We start from the raw sequence: 14,921 nt of genomic DNA, 5'->3' as shown, positions 1-14,921 counted from the left end.
ACCCTGGCCCCGCGACGCCGCCCCCCTATTGCCGGGCGCTCTTAGGAGGCGAACATGCGAATTTCGGCGGTACGGTGGCGCTCGGCGAGGAGGTCCAGACGCGGTCCGGCGAGCGCGGGCAGGTTCGCGGGCGGGCGTTCAGCGAGCGATACCGCTTTGGCGGCGATGCGCTCGAGGTCGGTCGCCAGCCGCGCGAGCAGGGCCGTGACCGCGAGTGGGTCCAGACCGAGCAGGCGGACGGCGCCCGACGCGGGTCCACTGACCGCTCCGTAGGCTACGCCGAGCGCGGCATCGGCGGGGGAGACCCCAGCGACCCCGGCGACCAGGCCGAACGCGATCGGATGGTGCGGCGCAGGGAGCAGGCAGCGCACGTCCGGCCAGGCGGCCCGGCCGGCGCGCAGCAACGCCCGGCCCTGGGCACGGCTTGCGGCCCGCTGAGCGGGGGAGGGGGTCCGCGCGTCCAGCTCCGCGTCCAGCTCGATGATGAGCCCGTCCGGAACGGGCCCGTTCGCCAGGCGCAACCGGCAGGTGGCCGCGGTGAAAGTGGCGGCCACCAAGCCCACGGTGGCCAGCCGTCCGCGCAGGAACCGTTCAAGATCGTCGAGATCGCCGACGCTGCCGTCAACGACCGCCGCCTCGACACCGCCTGAGTGCGCATGCCCGCCGGCCGGTAGCCGCCCGTCCACCAGTAACAACAACGCCGCCGAGGACGATCCTGCCGTGATGCCCTCCCTGGAATCGTGAACCGGGGCCTCGTAGGTTACCGGACCGGGACGGGTCTCTCCGGGTGCCCGGCCGGCGGAGGCGATCAGCGGTCCCGCGTCCCTCCCCCTATCTCCGGAGAGAGGACCGGGGACGGGGGCGGAGCCCCGGAAACCGAGAGCGGGACTGCCACCGCCCACGAAGCAGCACCCGTGAAGCGTTGATCACGGGAGAGCTGTGTCTCGAAAATGTAGAGAAGATTAGCGACAATCTTTCTTTGGTGTCTCTGTCCAGGTCGTCAGACGGCTGATCCCTGTATGGCTGGAAGAGTGTGTTCGGGGGTGTCGAGCCAGAACTTCTGGCCTTCGGTGGTGACGGTGATGCCGATGCGGGTATGATCGGGGCTGTCGGCATCGATCCACCAGCGGTAAGTGTCCTCCAGCTCGTTCCAAAGGTTACGCGGTCCTGACTGACAGACCTCATGTCTGTCAGTTCCGGGTATGAATGAGCCCCAAGAACCGGACGGGTGGTGAGATATCCATAGGATCTCGGTACCATCCTCTTCGGGACGCCGGCCTGTCGTGCATCCTTGCATTCTGGTGCTGAACGCGAATCCGGCATGGAAATCGGTGAATGGTTCGATCGGATGAAGGCCGGTGTAGGTGATGCGCGCGGTCCTCTCGTCGGTTCCCCACACGTTTCGGACCCGCCGCTGATTCCTCATGTACATGAAGGGGGCTTCGCCGTGAAAGCGACCGTGCGCAGTCCCATCGGCTGCCACAGTGAGGCAGGCGAGGGCACCGTGGTGGAAGCTGCCGGCGATCGGGACGACGATCCGGCCTCTGGGGCGGGTCTGCGCGAGCCAGGCGGGCGGGACGGTGAACACGTTCGCGGTGGCGATCACCCTGTCGAACGGTGCACGCTGCGCGTAGCCGTCGGCTCCGTCACCGGTGATGACCGTGACGGGCAGGCGGAGTCTGGCCAGGGCAGCGCGGGCGTGCGTTGCTACGATGGGGTCGACTTCGATAGTGGCAACGGACCCTGGCTCAGCGCGTTCCGCTAGAAGCGCGGCGTTGTATCCGGTGCCGGCACCGATTTCGAGGATGTTCATTCCGGGCCGGACATCGAGCAAGGTAAGCATCTTGTCCATGAGCCAGCCCGCGGTGCTGGAACTTGTCGGGATGATGCCCTTACCGTCGTACTCGTCGCTTCCGTCGTCGACCTGTGTGGTGACGGCTTCGGAACCGTTGACCTCTCTCAGCCAGGCTTCCGGATCGTCGGAACGACGTACCGGGACCATCCACCCGTCGTCACGACGAATCCAGATGGTCTCGGGAATGAAGTCTTCCCGCCTCATGCGGTGCCAGTCCCCTTGCAGGTCGGACAGGTGATTCTTACAGTCTTCCCATCCTGGCTGACCTCGGTTGTCTTATCTCCCTTGCAGGCCGGGCAGGGCCCGGGGGACTTCGAGTGTTTTCCCACGGCGTCTCCTTGAAGCGTGCAGAGAACAGGCGGTGATCTTGCCGGCGCCGACGGGCGTGGACGAGCGGCCTGACGTTAGGTTGATCACTCCGCGGTGGAGCGGCAGGAGGTATCTCTATGGGCGGAATCAAGCGGTCAGTGCACCGCCCGCCTCCCGTCGGGAGCCTAGGTTTGGGTTCAAATCAGGCTATTGGGGCAGATCGGGAACTTATTCGATCACGATCAAGCTTGCCGAGCCTCTGCTCCCAGCACAATGTGGGGTGCACTGAACTACTGGAGACCACCGGCCCTTCAGGTCCGCTGTCCACGGAACCGGAACCGCTCCACTCCCGGAAAGGAATCAGAAGAGGAAGTAGCGCTGGGCCATCGGGAGCTCGGTCACGGGTGCGGCTTCGACGGCTTCCCCGTCGATGGTCACGGTGAACGTGTCCGGGGCGACCCGGATATCGGGGGTCGCGCTGTTCTCGGGCAGGTCGGCCTTACCACGCTGGCGCACGTCGGCGACGGCGACCATCGGCTTGGCCAGGCCGAGCCGCTGCGGCAGGCCGTCGTCGAGGGCGGCCGGGGCGACGAACGTCAGCGATGCCGCCGCCGCCGGGCCGGGCGCGGCCCCCCACATCGGCCGCGGCAGCACCGGCTGCGGAGTCGGGATGGAGGCGTTCGCGTCGCCCATCGCCGCCCACACCACGAACCCACCCTTGAGGACGACCGACGGCCGGACACCGAAGAAGGCCGGGTCGTAGAGGACAAGGTCGGCGAGTTTGCCCGGTTCCACCGAGCCGATCTCGTGGTCCAGGCCGTGCGCCACCGCCGGGCAGATCGTGTACTTGGCGACGTAGCGCCGGGCGCGGGCGTTGTCCGCGGGCCCGTCCCCGGGCAGGGAGCCGCGCCGCGCCTTCATCACGTGCGCGGTCTGCCAGGTGCGCAGCACGACCTCACCGATGCGGCCCATGGCCTGTGAGTCCGAACCAATCATCGAAATCGCGCCGAGGTCGTGCAGCACGTCCTCGGCGGCGATGGTCGACGGCCGGATCCGGCTTTCGGCGAAGGCCAGGTCCTCGGGCACGGCCGGGTTCAGGTGATGGCAGACCATGAGCATGTCGAGATGCTCGTCGAGGGTGTTGACCGTGTGCGGCCGGGTCGGGTTTGTCGAGCTCGGCAGCACATTCGGTGCCGCGGCCACGGTGATGATGTCCGGGGCGTGCCCGCCCCCGGCGCCCTCGGTGTGGTAGGCGTGGATGGCTCGCCCCGCGATCGCGGCGAGCGTGTCCTCGACGAAACCGGCCTCGTTGAGGGTGTCGGAATGCAGCGCCACCTGCACCCCGGCGGCGTCCGCGACCCGCAGGCAGGTGTCGATCGCGGCCGGGGTCGACCCCCAGTCCTCGTGCAGTTTGAAGCCGGCGGCACCGGCGCGCAGCTGTTCCCACAGCGCGGCCTCGCCGACGGTGTTGCCCTTCCCGAGCAGGACGACGTTCATCGCCACGGTGTCCATCGCGGACAGCATCCGGGCGAGGTTCCACGGGCCGGGGGTGACGGTGGTGGCCTTGGTTCCCTCGGCTGGGCCGGTCCCGCCGCCGATCAGCGTGGTGATGCCGGCGCCGAGGGCCTCAGGGACCTGCTGCGGGCAGATCAGGTGGACGTGACAGTCCACCGCGCCCGCGGTGAGGATCTTCCCGTTGCCGGCGAGGATCTCCGTGCCGGGCCCGATGACCAAACCGGGATGGACCCCGTCCATGGTGTCGGGGTTGCCGGCCTTGCCGAGCGCGACGATCCGGCCGTCCCGGATGCCGACGTCGGCCTTGACCACGCCCCAGTGATCCAGCACGACCGCGCCGGTGATGACCAGATCGGGGGTGCCTTCGGCACGCGAGGCCCGGGCCTGTCCCATGGACTCCCGGATCACCTTGCCGCCGCCGAAGACCGCCTCGTCGCCGGTGCCGGTGCCGGCCGGCCCGCGGCTGCGGTCCTCGGTCACCTCGATGAACAGGCCGGTGTCCGCCAGGCGGATGCGGTCACCGACGGTGGGACCATACAGGTCGGCGTAACGGGCGCGGTCCAGGTACCTGTTCACTGGTCCGTCCCCAGCGCCGTCCCCGCTTCCGTCCCCGTGCCGGCCGTTCCCGCGCGGTTCGGCCCTGTCCCGCTCGGCTTCGCGCTGTCCGGCGCGGCCGGATCCAGCGGGCCGGCCGATTCGGTGCGCAGACCCGGCACGATCCGGCGGCCGGCGAGCGGCACCAGCTCCACCTCGCGTTCCACACCGGGCTCGAAGCGGACGGCGGTGCCGGCGGGAACGGCGAGCCGGTGCCCCCAGGCGGCGTTCCGATCGAACTCCAGCGCGGGGTTGGCCGCGGTGAAGTGATAATGCGACCCGACCTGCACGGGACGGTCACCGAGGTTGCGAACCCGCAGCGTCAGCACGGGGCGCCCCGGGTTGATCTCAACCGGGTCGTCGCCGTGGCGGACCTCGCCCGGCCGGAGGCCGGCCGGGGCCCGGGAAGCCGGAGTCCCGGGGGCACTCATGGGATCGGCTGGTGAACGGTCACCAGTTTGGTGCCGTCCGGGAAGGTCGCCTCGACCTGGACCTCGGCGAGCATCTCGGGGACTCCGTCCATGACATCCTCGCGGGTGAGCACGCCGCGGCCGGCCGTCATCAGATCGGCGACCGTACGCCCGTCACGCGCGCCCTCCAGGAGGAAGGACGTGAGAATGGCGGTTGCCTCGGGATGGTTGAGCCGCAGACCGCGGGCTCGTCGCTCCCGGGCAAGCCCGGCCGCGACATGGATCAGCAGCCGTTCCTGCTCATGCGGGCTCAGCAGCACAGCTGGAAGCTTACGGCGTGTTTCGGCAGCCGTCGTTCGATCAGGGAGGCGCGTCCAGGCGGTTCCTGGCAAGGCCGCGGGCCACACCGATACCGGATGAGTTGTACCGGTGTGGCCCAGAACACGGCCAGGGGCCGCCTGGACGGCGCGAGCCGGACACTCCTATTGCCTAATACGCACGGTTGTTTTTTTAATGCGTATGGTGGCCAGTCTGCCTGGGAAAGGCTTCGGGTTGTGTCCGTTCGGGACCATTTGGTTACGGAAAGGTTACAGGCCGCGGGTTCATGGGCGCGATCGGCCTGACTGGCAGCAGAGTGATGCGGCCATGCCGCTAAGAGCGCACGGTAACAGGGGTGTGGATCAAGAAGCGGGGCTGAGGCACGTGCGTCGCGAGGCCGAGGAGGGAGTCACCGGAGGTGCTGGGGGCGACTGGCGGCAACGACGCGAGGCGCCGTCTGGCGCCGGCAGGCCCTGGGCGAACTTCTGGCGGCGACCACTACGGCGTGCCTGATGGATGGTGGTCGATGTGGGCGATGATCCAGAAAATCGATGATCCATTCAGACACGCCCTGGGCCGGGCTCGCCAGAACTGGGTTTTCGGAGGTTGTATGATTGCCGAGCGTGACCGCGAACGGGCGCGGCCGGCGTCCGGGCCTGTGCTCCGCTCGCCCGACGCGGCGCCGGTGTGGATGACACCGGCTGGTGGGACGGCCCATGCCGAGCCTTCGGTCCGCGCTGTGCGCTTCGGCACCGTCGCGGTATCCCCCCAGCTGGCTCCGACAGCGGGGGAACGTGAACGTCTGCGGCGGGTCGCGAACGGTACCCAGGAAGCGGACCTGGCCGTCCGCGGTGGCATGGTCGCTGTCGTCCAGGCTGGTGAGCTGCGGCATCGTGACCTGCTCATCGTCGGTAAGTTCATCGCCGCGGTGACACGCCCCGGGGCGCTGCGTGCCCGCCGTACCCTGGACGCGTCCGGTCGTTACCTGTTGCCGGCCTACGTCGACCCGGGCGTCCGGTTGGAACAGACGTTGCTGACGCCCGGCGAGCTCGCCCGTCTCGTCGTGCCCCGCGGGACGGTCACCCTGCTTGTGGACGCGGACCTGCCCGCAGCCCTGTGCGGACCGCGCGGTACGCGGCTCGTGACCGCTTCGGGGACCCCGGTGCGGCTGCTTGCCAGGACCTCTCCGGCAGCTGGCGGCGCCAGCCTCCCGGACGCCGGGATGCGGCTGCCCCCGCAGGCCGTTCCCCGGATCGGACCCGCCGAGCCGCCACCACCCGACGCCCCCGCGGAACTCGCCGGGGCATGGCAGATCGCTGACATCGCCGAGCACGGTCACCTCGACCGGATGGTCCACCGCATGGTCGAGGCCGGTGCGGAGCCGATGACTGCCATCCGGGCGGTGACCCTCGGCCCGGCCCGCCGGTACGGCTTGGAGCACCTGCTCGGATCGCTCGCGCCGGCACGGCTGGCCGACGTCCAGATCGTCACTGACATCGCGGGACCCAGACCACCGGAGATCGTTCTCGCCAGCGGGCGGATGGCCGCCGAGCGCGGCCGCCCGCTGTTCGACAACCTCGATGCTGTCCCTGAGTGGAGCCGGGAACGGATGGCTCTGCCGGCTGGCCTTCACAGCGGCTCGTTCACCGCCGCGGCGGCCACGGCCGCGACGGCCGGCATGGTTGACGGTGTACAGGTGAGCGCCGCCGCGGGCAGCGCGCCCGATATCCAGATCATCCAGGTTCGACCTGCTCGTACCGGCGATGGTACCGGTCAGGTGGTGGCTGATCCCGGGCATGACGTGATCAAGATTGCCATGATTGCGCGACAGGCGGACCGAGCCGCCGCGACCCGGGTCGGTTTCATCCGCGGGGTTGGCCTGCGCCAGGGTGCGATCGCGATGACCACCAGCGTGGCTCCCGGCGATCTGGCCATCATCGGAGTCACTGACCAGGACATGATGACCGCGGCGCGGGCGCTGGAGGGAATGTGCGGCGGTTTTGTGGTGGTCGACCGCGGCTGGGTGCTGGCGGCATGCCCGCTACCGGTGGCGGGGCTGCTGAGTGACGCCCCATGGGAAGCTGTGCGTGATCAGCTGGCCGGCGTCGACGCGGCCGCCGCGGTGCTCGGCTGCACGTTGCCGTCGCCCTTCCTGACCCTCGCGCCGTTGGGCCGGCGGCTCTGTCGCGATCTTCTTTGCCGGCCCTGATGGCCGACCAGCCATCGATATTGATCATTGGAGCCGCCGGTGTGGCGGGCATCGCGGGCGGAGGCACGGCCGTCGGCCTCCCGCTGACGGGATCGGCGGGAGTGTGTCGTTCCCTACGTTCAAACGTTGCAAAAGGGTACATTTCAGTGAACCGCGGCGGCCATGGCTGATGGGGGCTGAGCGGCGCGCGGAGCCGGCTGGGCGCGTGAACAGCCTGCGTATGGAGGGTGTCTCTCGCTCCGCTGACAGCTGCCGCTCCGGGTGGCGCTCGTCGGCTTGTGCGCCGAAGTTCTGGAAGTATTTCGCGCACCGGCGGCGGGCACAGGTACAGCGACGAGAGGGGTGGCCGACGTGGCTCAGGACTTCACGAAGGTCGGAGTTGTCGGGCTCGGCACCATGGGCGCGGGGATCACCGAGGTACTGGCGCGTGCCGGCATCGAGGTGGTGGGGGTGGAGCTCGATGGCGAGACACTTGCCCGGGGGCTCGACCACATCCGGCATTCCACCGAGCGGGCGGTCAGCCGCGGCAAGCTGACCGAGGCCGACCGGGACGCCCTGTTCGACCGGATCCACGCCGGTACCGACCTGACGGCCGTGGCCGAGTGCCGGCTGGTCGTTGAGGCGGTGCCCGAGCGGATCGAGGACAAGCGGGCGGTTCTCGCGGAGCTGGACAGGCTGTGCCCGTCCGGCACGATCATCGCTACGAACACGAGCTCGCTGTCGGTCACCGAACTGGCCGCCGGCACCTCCCGCCCGTCGCGGGTGATTGGCACGCACTGGTTCAACCCGGCGCCGGTGATGGGCCTCGTGGAGATCATCCGAACGGTGGTCACCGACTCCGCCGCGCTGGAGGATCTGGAAGCGCTGGTCGCGAAGGTCGGCAAGAGCGCGGTGGTCGCCGGGGACAGGGCTGGCTTCATCGCCAACGCCCTGTTGTTCGGGTACCTCAACAACGCCGTGCGGATGCTGGAGGCACACTACGCCACCAGGGAGGACATCGACGCGGCCATGCGGCTGGGCTGCGGTCATCCGATGGGCCCACTGGCGTTGCTGGACCTCATCGGCCTCGACTCCGCCTACGAGATCCTCGATTCGATCTACCATACGTCCCGGGACCACCTGCACGCCCCGGCGCCGCTGCTCAAGCAGCTGGTCACGGCCGGGATGCTCGGCCGCAAGACCGGTCGCGGGTTCTACACCTACGCGGCTCCCGACTCCTCCCAGATCGTCGACGCCGTCACGCCGGACGCCGTGGCCTCGTCCGATTCCGGGCGCTCGGGCGCGGCCGTCAGGCCGGTGCGCACGATCGGTGTCATCGGTACCGGCACCATGGCCGGCGGGATCATCGAGGTCTGCGCCCGTCATGGCTATGATGTGATCTTCCGTGCCCGGGGCGAGGAGAAGCTCGCTGGTGTCCGCAAGAACCTCGAGCGCTCCCTGGACAAGGGCGTCGCGAAGGGCCGGATCTCCTCGGACGACCGGGCCGCGACACTGGCCCGGGTGCGGGGCACCACCGACCTTTCCGCGCTTGCCGGCTGTGACCTCGTCATCGAGGCGGTCGTGGAGGACCTCGCGGTCAAGCGAGCGCTGTTCGCCGAGATCGACGCGGTCATCCGGCCCGGGGCGATCATCGCGACCACCACGTCCTCCCTGCCGGTGATCGAATGTGCGACCGCCACCTCGCGCCCCCAGGACGTGGTGGGGATGCACTGGTTCAACCCGGCCCAGGTGATGCGGCTGGTGGAGATCGTGCCGACCGTTCTGACCGCTGACGACGTCACCGCGACGGTTGCCCAGGTGGCGCGGGCGGCAGGCAAGCACCCGGTGCGCTGTGCGGACCGCGCCGGGTTCATTGTCAACGCCCTGCTGTTCCCCTATCTCAACGACGCCGTGAAGATGCTGGAGGCGCACTACGCGGATGTCGATGCCATCGACACGGCGATGAAGGTCGGCTGCGCGCATCCGATGGGGCCGTTCGAACTCGCCGACGTCGTCGGGCTGGACGTGACGCTCGCCATCGTGCGCACGCTGTACCTGGAGTTCCGGGAGCCCGGTTATGCCCCGGCGCCGCTGCTCGAACACCTTGTCAAGGCTGGGTATCTCGGCCGTAAGACCCGGCGTGGCTTCCGCGTCTACTGACCCGGCGAGGGAGCGAGGGGGCGGGGGAACGGTCCTGGTTGGTTCGTTTCGTCGCCTACGATGGCGCCGGACTGCATGTTTGTCTGGGCCGGGCACCGGCATGGCCGGTCTGGTCCCGCCGTCGTTTCGGAGGAAGCCACATGGTCTCGCTGGACAAGGATGCCGCGCGGGAGGTCGGCCGCGAGATCGTGACGTTCGTGCCCGATCTCGCGGTGATGCTGCGGCGGGTTCTCGTTGATCCGAGGGTGCCGCAGGCGGCCAAGATGGAGGCGGCGGCGTCGCTGGCCTATCTGGTCTCACCGCGCAACCGGCTGATGAGCCTGGTTCCCGTGGTCGGTCAGTTCGACGACATCGCGCTCATGGCTTTCGCGTTCCGTCGCCTGCAGCTGGGCGCGGGCGAGGCCATCCTGCGCGAGCACTGGCGTGGCAGCGACCGGACTTTCCAGATCATGATTGGTGCGTCCGCCGCGTTGTCGTCACCGCGAGGGATGATCCGGCGGGTGAAACTGGCCCGGACGCTCGCCGAGTCGACCGTTGACCGGTTTGCCGGCTCCCGCCGGGGCGGCGCGGCGGGGAACGACCCGCATCGCATCGTCGAGGGTGAAGTTGTCAACCAGACGCTCGCGCCCGACGCGGACCCGAGCGCGTCACGCCCCCGCACAGCGCGGTTCCGTCGCCCGCAAAGTCCGTCGGCGCCGCGGCCGCGGTGACCGGCAGACGGTCGCGGCGCGCGCGGCCGGAGCGACCGCCCAGCTCGCCCATCCTGCCCGTCGTCGGAGCCAAGACGATCGAACAACGCGCGGACGGGGACTGGATTGTGCGCCGGATCAGCGGCGCGGCCGCGCGCAAATACTACCGCTGCCCCGGCTGCGAGCAGGAGATCCTGCCAGCCACTCCGCACGTCGTCTGCTGGCGCGACGATCACATCGCTGATCGCAGGCACTGGCACACAGCCTGCTGGACCCGTCGTGACCGGCGTATCCCGCCGGGTCTGTGAGATCGGGGGCTCAGAAGCGAACAACATGGACTGTACGGATAATACGGTAACAAACCGCATGAAGCGTACAAGCCATATGAATTATATGAACGGCGTGGACGTTTCAGGAACGGATAACCGCCGTGTCCTCGCCGCCTACCGGCGACGAGGACGAGGACGAGCCGAGGTCCAGCGGAGCCATGGCCGCGGCCAGCCGGTCGCGCAGCTGACCGAGCTGGGCGGTCACCTGGTCCCGCTGCCGGCCGAGATCAGCCAGCCGGCGGCGGGACTCCTCCTCGGCCGCCGCGACGGCGGTACGTGCCCTGGAGAGGATGTCCTCGGCTTCGGCCTGCGCCGCTGAGATCGTCGCCTGAGCGGCCGCTCCGGCTTCCTGGAGCATCCGCTCATGGGTCCGCCGCGCGTCGGCCTGTACCCGCTCGGCCTCCTGGAGCGCGACCTCGGCCTCCCGCGTCCGTTCGGCCCGTACCGCGGCGGCCTCCTCCTCCGCGAGCTGGAGGATCTGGGTGATCCGATCGCCGAACTCCTCCCACGCGGGCCGGTTGGCTGCGAGATCATCACGTGCCGTGGCGGCTTCGGAGGCGGCCTCGGATGCCGCGGCCTCGGCGGCCGCCCGATGCGACTCCGCCTCGCGCAGCTGTTCGACGAGCCAGTTGACGTGCGCCCTGACCTGATGTGGGTCGTAACCGCGACGAACCAGATCGAAGTCCGGCGAGGCGTCCGTGCCGTCGGACATCGGGATGAGATCGGTCTGCTCGCTCATAGGACATCAGAGTGCCAGACCTGCCACCGGGAGGTGCGGTGGCCGGTCTGCCATCGGCCTGGGCCAGACCGCCCCCTCGCCGCTCCCGATGCCGGGATGACCGGTCCTACACGCCACGGAATCGGTTGATCGCGGCAAGGTGACGCTCGCGGGTGGCGGCGTCGCGGACCCCGAGGCCTTCCTCCGGCGCGAGGCAGAGTACCCCGACCTTGCCCTGGTGGAGGTTTCGGTGAACGTCGAAGGCGGCCTGGCCGGTCTCGGCGAGCGGGTAGACACGGGACAGGGTCGGGTGGATGAGCCCCTTGGCGATCAGCCGGTTGGCCTCCCATGCCTCGCGGTAGTTCGCGAAGTGCGAACCGACGATTTTCTTCAGGTTCATCCACAGGTAGCGGTTGTCGTAGGAGTGCATGAAGCCACTCGTGGACGCGCAGGTCGCGATCGTTCCGCCGCGCCGGGTGACGTAGACGGACGCGCCGAAGGTCTCCCGGCCGGGGTGTTCGAAGACGATGTCGGGATCCTCCCCGCCGGTGAGCTGGCGGATCTTCTTGCCGAGACGTTGCCACTCCTTGGGGTTCTGGGTGTGCTCGTCGGCCCAGAACCGGTAGTCCTCAGCGGCCCGGTCGATGACCAGGTCGGCGCCCATACGACGGACGATCTCGGCTTTCTGGGGGGAGGACACGACGCAGACCGGGATCGCCCCGCCGTTCAGCGCCATCTGCGTGGCGTAGGAGCCGAGGCCGCCACTCGCGCCCCAGATCAGCACCACGTCGCCTTGCTTCATGTTGGCGCCGTTGTGGGAGATCAGCTGACGGTAGGCGGTGGAGTTCACCAGACCGGGGGCGGCGGCCTCCTCCCAGCTCAGGTGCGCGGGCTTCGGCATCAGCTGGTTGGCCTTGACCAGGGCGAGCTCCGCGAGCCCGCCGAAGTTGGTCTCGAAGCCCCAGATGCGCTGCTCGGGGTCGAGCATGGTGTCGTCGTGGCCTTCCGGCCGCTCCAGCTCGACTGACAGGCAGTGGGCGACCACCTCGTCGCCGGGGGACCATATGTGCACTCCGGGGCCGGTCCGCAGCACAACCCCGGCGAGATCGGAGCCGACCACGTGGTAGGGCAGGTCATGGCGCTTGCCGAGCGGGGAGGACCGGCCGTAACGTTCCAGGAAACCGAACGTCGGGAGCGGCTCGAAGATCGACGTCCAGACGGTGTTGTAGTTGATCGCGGAGGCCATCACGGCGACCAGTGCCTCACCCGGACCGAGCTCAGGGGTCGCGACCTCATCGATGTGCAGGGAGCGCCGAGGGTCCTTGTCCCTGGACGCGAGCCCGGTGAAGAGGCCGGTCTCATCCTTGCGGATAACCGCCCCCCGGTAGGTCTCGGGTACGGGCAGGGCGGCGAACGCTGCCTCGGAGGTCTCACCGACGAGAATCGCTTCGACAATTTCCTTCACGATTGGCCTCCCAAACGTCATCCGGCAATGTCGGGCAGATGCTACCGACGGGTATGCCTACAAGTCGCGCGGTTGGGGGTGTGCGCCCGCGCTGGAAGCGATACAACCTGAGAGCAACCATTAGGGGTAGGAGCGCGTCTGACCTGGCGTGACCGCGCCCATGACAGTAGTGGAGGGGTGGCGGCCCGTGCCTGCGCGGAGCGACGCCGCTCGCAGCCAGGTCGCGCGGGATGCCGACGCCGCACTGACCGCTCTGTACGCAGAACACTACCGGTCGTTGGTCCGCCTCGCCGCACTTCTGTTGGATGACGTCGGGCTGTGCGAAGAGGTTGTCCAGGACGCCTACATTCGGGTCCACACCGCCTGGGGGCGGCTGGAGGACAGGGACAAGGCGCTTGCCTACCTGCGGCAGACGGTGGTCAACCTTGCCCGTTCAACGCTGCGGCGGCGGCTGGTGGCGCTCAAGCACGCACCCAAGCCCATGCCGGACGCGGCCAGCGCCGAGGAGGGTGCCTACACCCTGGTCGAGCGTGCCGCGGTCGTGCAGGCCCTGCGGGAGCTGCCGCGGCGGCAGCGCGAGGCCGTGGTCCTGCGCTACTACGCGGACCTTTCCGAGGCGGCTGCGGCCGCGGTCATGAAGTGCAGCGTCGGGTCGGTCAAGGCCTACACGTCCCGCGGGTTGACCGCGCTCGGCAGCAAGCTGGAGGGCCTGCGGTGACCGCGCTCGAACCCGACGAGCTGCGTCGTCTCCTGACCGAGGCGGTGGAGCCGGTCCAGGCCTCCCCGGCGGGCTATCACCGGATCCGCGCCGGCGTCATTCGCCGGCGCCGGCTGCGGATGCCCATGATGACTGTCGGCGGGCTGGCGCTGGCCGGTCTGATCGGCCTTGTCTACCTGGTGATCGAACCCCGCACCTCAGCCACTCTGGTCGAGCCGGCTCGGCCTCCGCTGACCCAGACGACTCCTGACGTGACCGTGTCGCGCCGGCCCGTGACACCGCCGGGCCATGGCGGGACGCTCGGGGGCGGCCCGGGGCGGCCGTCGGCGCCGGTGAGTCGATTGGAGACCGCGGCGCCGCCCACCAGCCCCGGCGGTCCGGGGGAGGAGACGCCGTCGGCGGCATCGACCAGCCATCCGAGCGGAACGCCCAGCAACGTCCATTCTCCGGCGCTCCCGCCGCCGGTGTCCGTCCCGGCGATGGCTGGCGATGTTGACGGTGACGGCAAGAGCGACCCGGCGACCGTGTCCGACACCACGGTCGTGGTCGCGCTCAGCCTGTTCGGGTCAACCTCGGTGACATTCCCGGCGGTGGCGTCACCGCTGAGTCTGTCGGTCTTCGATATCGACGCCGATGGGTATGGCGAGCTGATCGTCCAGACCGACAGCAACGGCAGTACCAGGAACTTCGGTGTGGCCAAACTGACGCAGACCGGGCAGCTGCGGATCGTGAGCAACAGTCCGTTGCATGCTGGCCTCAACGGCGCCCACGGTGACGGGTTCCGTTGTGAGGCCGGGAAAGTCGTGGTCGCCGCGGGTGACCGGACCACGGACAAGATCTACCAGGTGACGTCGACGACGTGGGAGCTGATAAGCACGGGCTTCACCGCGCTCGGCTCGCCCACAAGCAGCACGGTGGACCTGGCCTCGGCACAGTCGCCCTTCACCGCCGGCTGCGGGATCGCCTGACCCCGTATTTCCGCATTTCCGCGCCGCGGAGATACGGGGGCCCCAGGGCCATGACCTCCATGGCCCGTTCCCTCCGGTGTGTGCTGTGCTCAGTGTGTGCCGTGCTCAGCGTGTGCTGTGCTCAGTGTTTGACAGCCTGCACCAGTTCGGTGAGGACGCCGCCGGTGTCCTTCGGATGCAGGAACGCGATGCTCGCGCCCATCGAACCGTGTCTCGGCCGCTTGTCGACCAGGCGGACGCCCTGCTCGGCGATGGCGGCCAGGGCCTTCTCGACGTCGTTGACGCCGTAGCCGATGTGGTGGACGCCCTCGCCGTTGCGGCCGAGGAACTTCCCGACCGGGGAGTCCGCCCGGATCGGCTCGAGCAGCTGCACGTACGAGCCGCCCGGGGCGGCGTCGGCCACGAGGAGCATGGCCTCACGGACGCCCTGCTCCTCGTTGGTCTCCGTGGCGGTCACCGTGAGCCCGAAGGTCGTCTCGTACCACGTGATGGCCTTGTCCAGATCCCGGACGGCAATGCCGACATGATCGATTCTTGTGAACATCGCGGACTCGGATCCCCTCTCGCGGGTATGTCTCGCGGGTATGCCGCGATGCTGCCATACCCGCACCGCGCCGCGCGGGGGCATCTGACGCAAGATCACGTTATTGTTGCAGAACACGCAGTCGTCTCCCGGGAGGCCATC

General features: G+C 69.0%; 14 protein-coding genes. 6 read left to right on the top strand and 8 right to left on the bottom strand.

Annotated features, from left to right (window positions below; all coding sequences use genetic code 11):
- Window positions 1–41 precede the first annotated feature (41 nt).
- The 5 genes from MJ777_RS04020 to MJ777_RS04000 all read right to left on the bottom strand — a co-directional run bounded on the left by MJ777_RS04020 (window position 42) and on the right by MJ777_RS04000 (window position 5,003).
- Complete coding sequence (locus MJ777_RS04020) at window positions 42–698, bottom strand: urease accessory protein UreF (protein WP_370652635.1); 657 nt, start codon at window positions 696–698, stop codon at window positions 42–44.
- Window positions 699–1,000: 302 nt separating this feature from the next.
- Window positions 1,001–2,059, bottom strand: coding sequence for a methyltransferase domain-containing protein (locus tag MJ777_RS04015; protein WP_239308547.1), 1,059 nt, complete (start codon window positions 2,057–2,059; stop codon window positions 1,001–1,003).
- A gap of 465 nt (window positions 2,060–2,524) precedes the next feature.
- Window positions 2,525–4,255, bottom strand: a complete 1,731-nt coding sequence (locus tag MJ777_RS04010) for an urease subunit alpha (protein WP_239373239.1) — start codon at window positions 4,253–4,255, stop codon at window positions 2,525–2,527.
- Entirely contained in the window at window positions 4,252–4,704 is a 453-nt protein-coding gene (locus MJ777_RS04005) for an urease subunit beta (RefSeq protein ID WP_239373237.1), read from the bottom strand. Before MJ777_RS04005 ends, MJ777_RS04010 begins: the two co-directional genes overlap by 4 nt.
- Window positions 4,701–5,003 (bottom strand): urease subunit gamma, encoded by a 303-nt coding sequence (locus tag MJ777_RS04000; protein WP_239308550.1) that lies wholly within the window; start codon window positions 5,001–5,003, stop codon window positions 4,701–4,703. The genes MJ777_RS04005 and MJ777_RS04000 overlap by 4 nt, the downstream gene beginning before the upstream one ends.
- A 608-nt stretch (window positions 5,004–5,611) precedes the next feature.
- Here MJ777_RS04000 and MJ777_RS03995 point away from each other — a divergent pair.
- The 4 genes from MJ777_RS03995 (at window position 5,612) to MJ777_RS03980 (ending at window position 10,346) form a co-directional block, all read left to right on the top strand.
- A complete protein-coding gene (locus MJ777_RS03995) occupies window positions 5,612–7,210 on the top strand; it encodes an adenine deaminase C-terminal domain-containing protein (protein ID WP_239308551.1) in 1,599 nt (532 codons plus the stop codon).
- Window positions 7,211–7,561: 351 nt separating this feature from the next.
- Window positions 7,562–9,349: a 3-hydroxyacyl-CoA dehydrogenase family protein gene (locus tag MJ777_RS03990; RefSeq protein WP_255723986.1), complete on the top strand. Its 1,788-nt coding sequence runs from the start codon at window positions 7,562–7,564 to the stop codon at window positions 9,347–9,349.
- A gap of 140 nt (window positions 9,350–9,489) precedes the next feature.
- Window positions 9,490–10,059 (top strand): YkvA family protein, encoded by a 570-nt coding sequence (locus MJ777_RS03985; RefSeq protein WP_239308552.1) that lies wholly within the window; start codon window positions 9,490–9,492, stop codon window positions 10,057–10,059.
- A complete protein-coding gene (locus tag MJ777_RS03980; RefSeq protein WP_239308553.1) occupies window positions 10,056–10,346 on the top strand; it encodes a hypothetical protein in 291 nt (96 codons plus the stop codon). The genes MJ777_RS03985 and MJ777_RS03980 overlap by 4 nt, the downstream gene beginning before the upstream one ends.
- Window positions 10,347–10,449: 103 nt before the next feature.
- On the opposite strand, the gene MJ777_RS03975 is transcribed toward MJ777_RS03980, so the two are convergent.
- Both MJ777_RS03975 and ccrA read right to left on the bottom strand, forming a co-directional pair.
- Window positions 10,450–11,106 carry a sugar-binding protein gene (locus MJ777_RS03975; protein WP_239308554.1) on the bottom strand — a complete coding sequence of 219 codons (657 nt, stop codon included), beginning with the start codon at window positions 11,104–11,106 and terminating at the stop codon, window positions 10,450–10,452.
- A gap of 106 nt (window positions 11,107–11,212) precedes the next feature.
- Window positions 11,213–12,550 carry a crotonyl-CoA carboxylase/reductase gene (gene ccrA / locus MJ777_RS03970; protein ID WP_239308555.1) on the bottom strand — a complete coding sequence of 446 codons (1,338 nt, stop codon included), beginning with the start codon at window positions 12,548–12,550 and terminating at the stop codon, window positions 11,213–11,215.
- Window positions 12,551–12,710: 160 nt separating this feature from the next.
- Here ccrA and MJ777_RS03965 point away from each other — a divergent pair, with 160 nt between their 5' ends.
- Both MJ777_RS03965 and MJ777_RS03960 read left to right on the top strand, forming a co-directional pair.
- On the top strand, window positions 12,711–13,268 hold the full coding sequence (locus MJ777_RS03965) for a SigE family RNA polymerase sigma factor (protein ID WP_308127780.1): 558 nt from the start codon (window positions 12,711–12,713) through the stop codon (window positions 13,266–13,268).
- Window positions 13,265–14,236: a VCBS repeat-containing protein gene (locus MJ777_RS03960; RefSeq protein WP_239308557.1), complete on the top strand. Its 972-nt coding sequence runs from the start codon at window positions 13,265–13,267 to the stop codon at window positions 14,234–14,236. The genes MJ777_RS03965 and MJ777_RS03960 overlap by 4 nt, the downstream gene beginning before the upstream one ends.
- A gap of 121 nt (window positions 14,237–14,357) precedes the next feature.
- Here the strand turns inward: MJ777_RS03960 and mce are convergent, their stop codons facing one another.
- The gene (mce, locus tag MJ777_RS03955) at window positions 14,358–14,780 is read right to left on the bottom strand and encodes a methylmalonyl-CoA epimerase (protein ID WP_239373226.1); all 423 of its coding nucleotides are present in this window, start codon (window positions 14,778–14,780) and stop codon (window positions 14,358–14,360) included.
- Window positions 14,781–14,921 lie beyond the last annotated feature (141 nt).

This window comes from Protofrankia sp. Cj5, assembly GCF_917627405.1.
Classification (GTDB): domain Bacteria; phylum Actinomycetota; class Actinomycetes; order Frankiales; family Frankiaceae; genus Protofrankia.
Note: the sequence above shows the minus strand (reverse complement) of the source record. Positions and strands in the feature narration are given on the sequence as shown.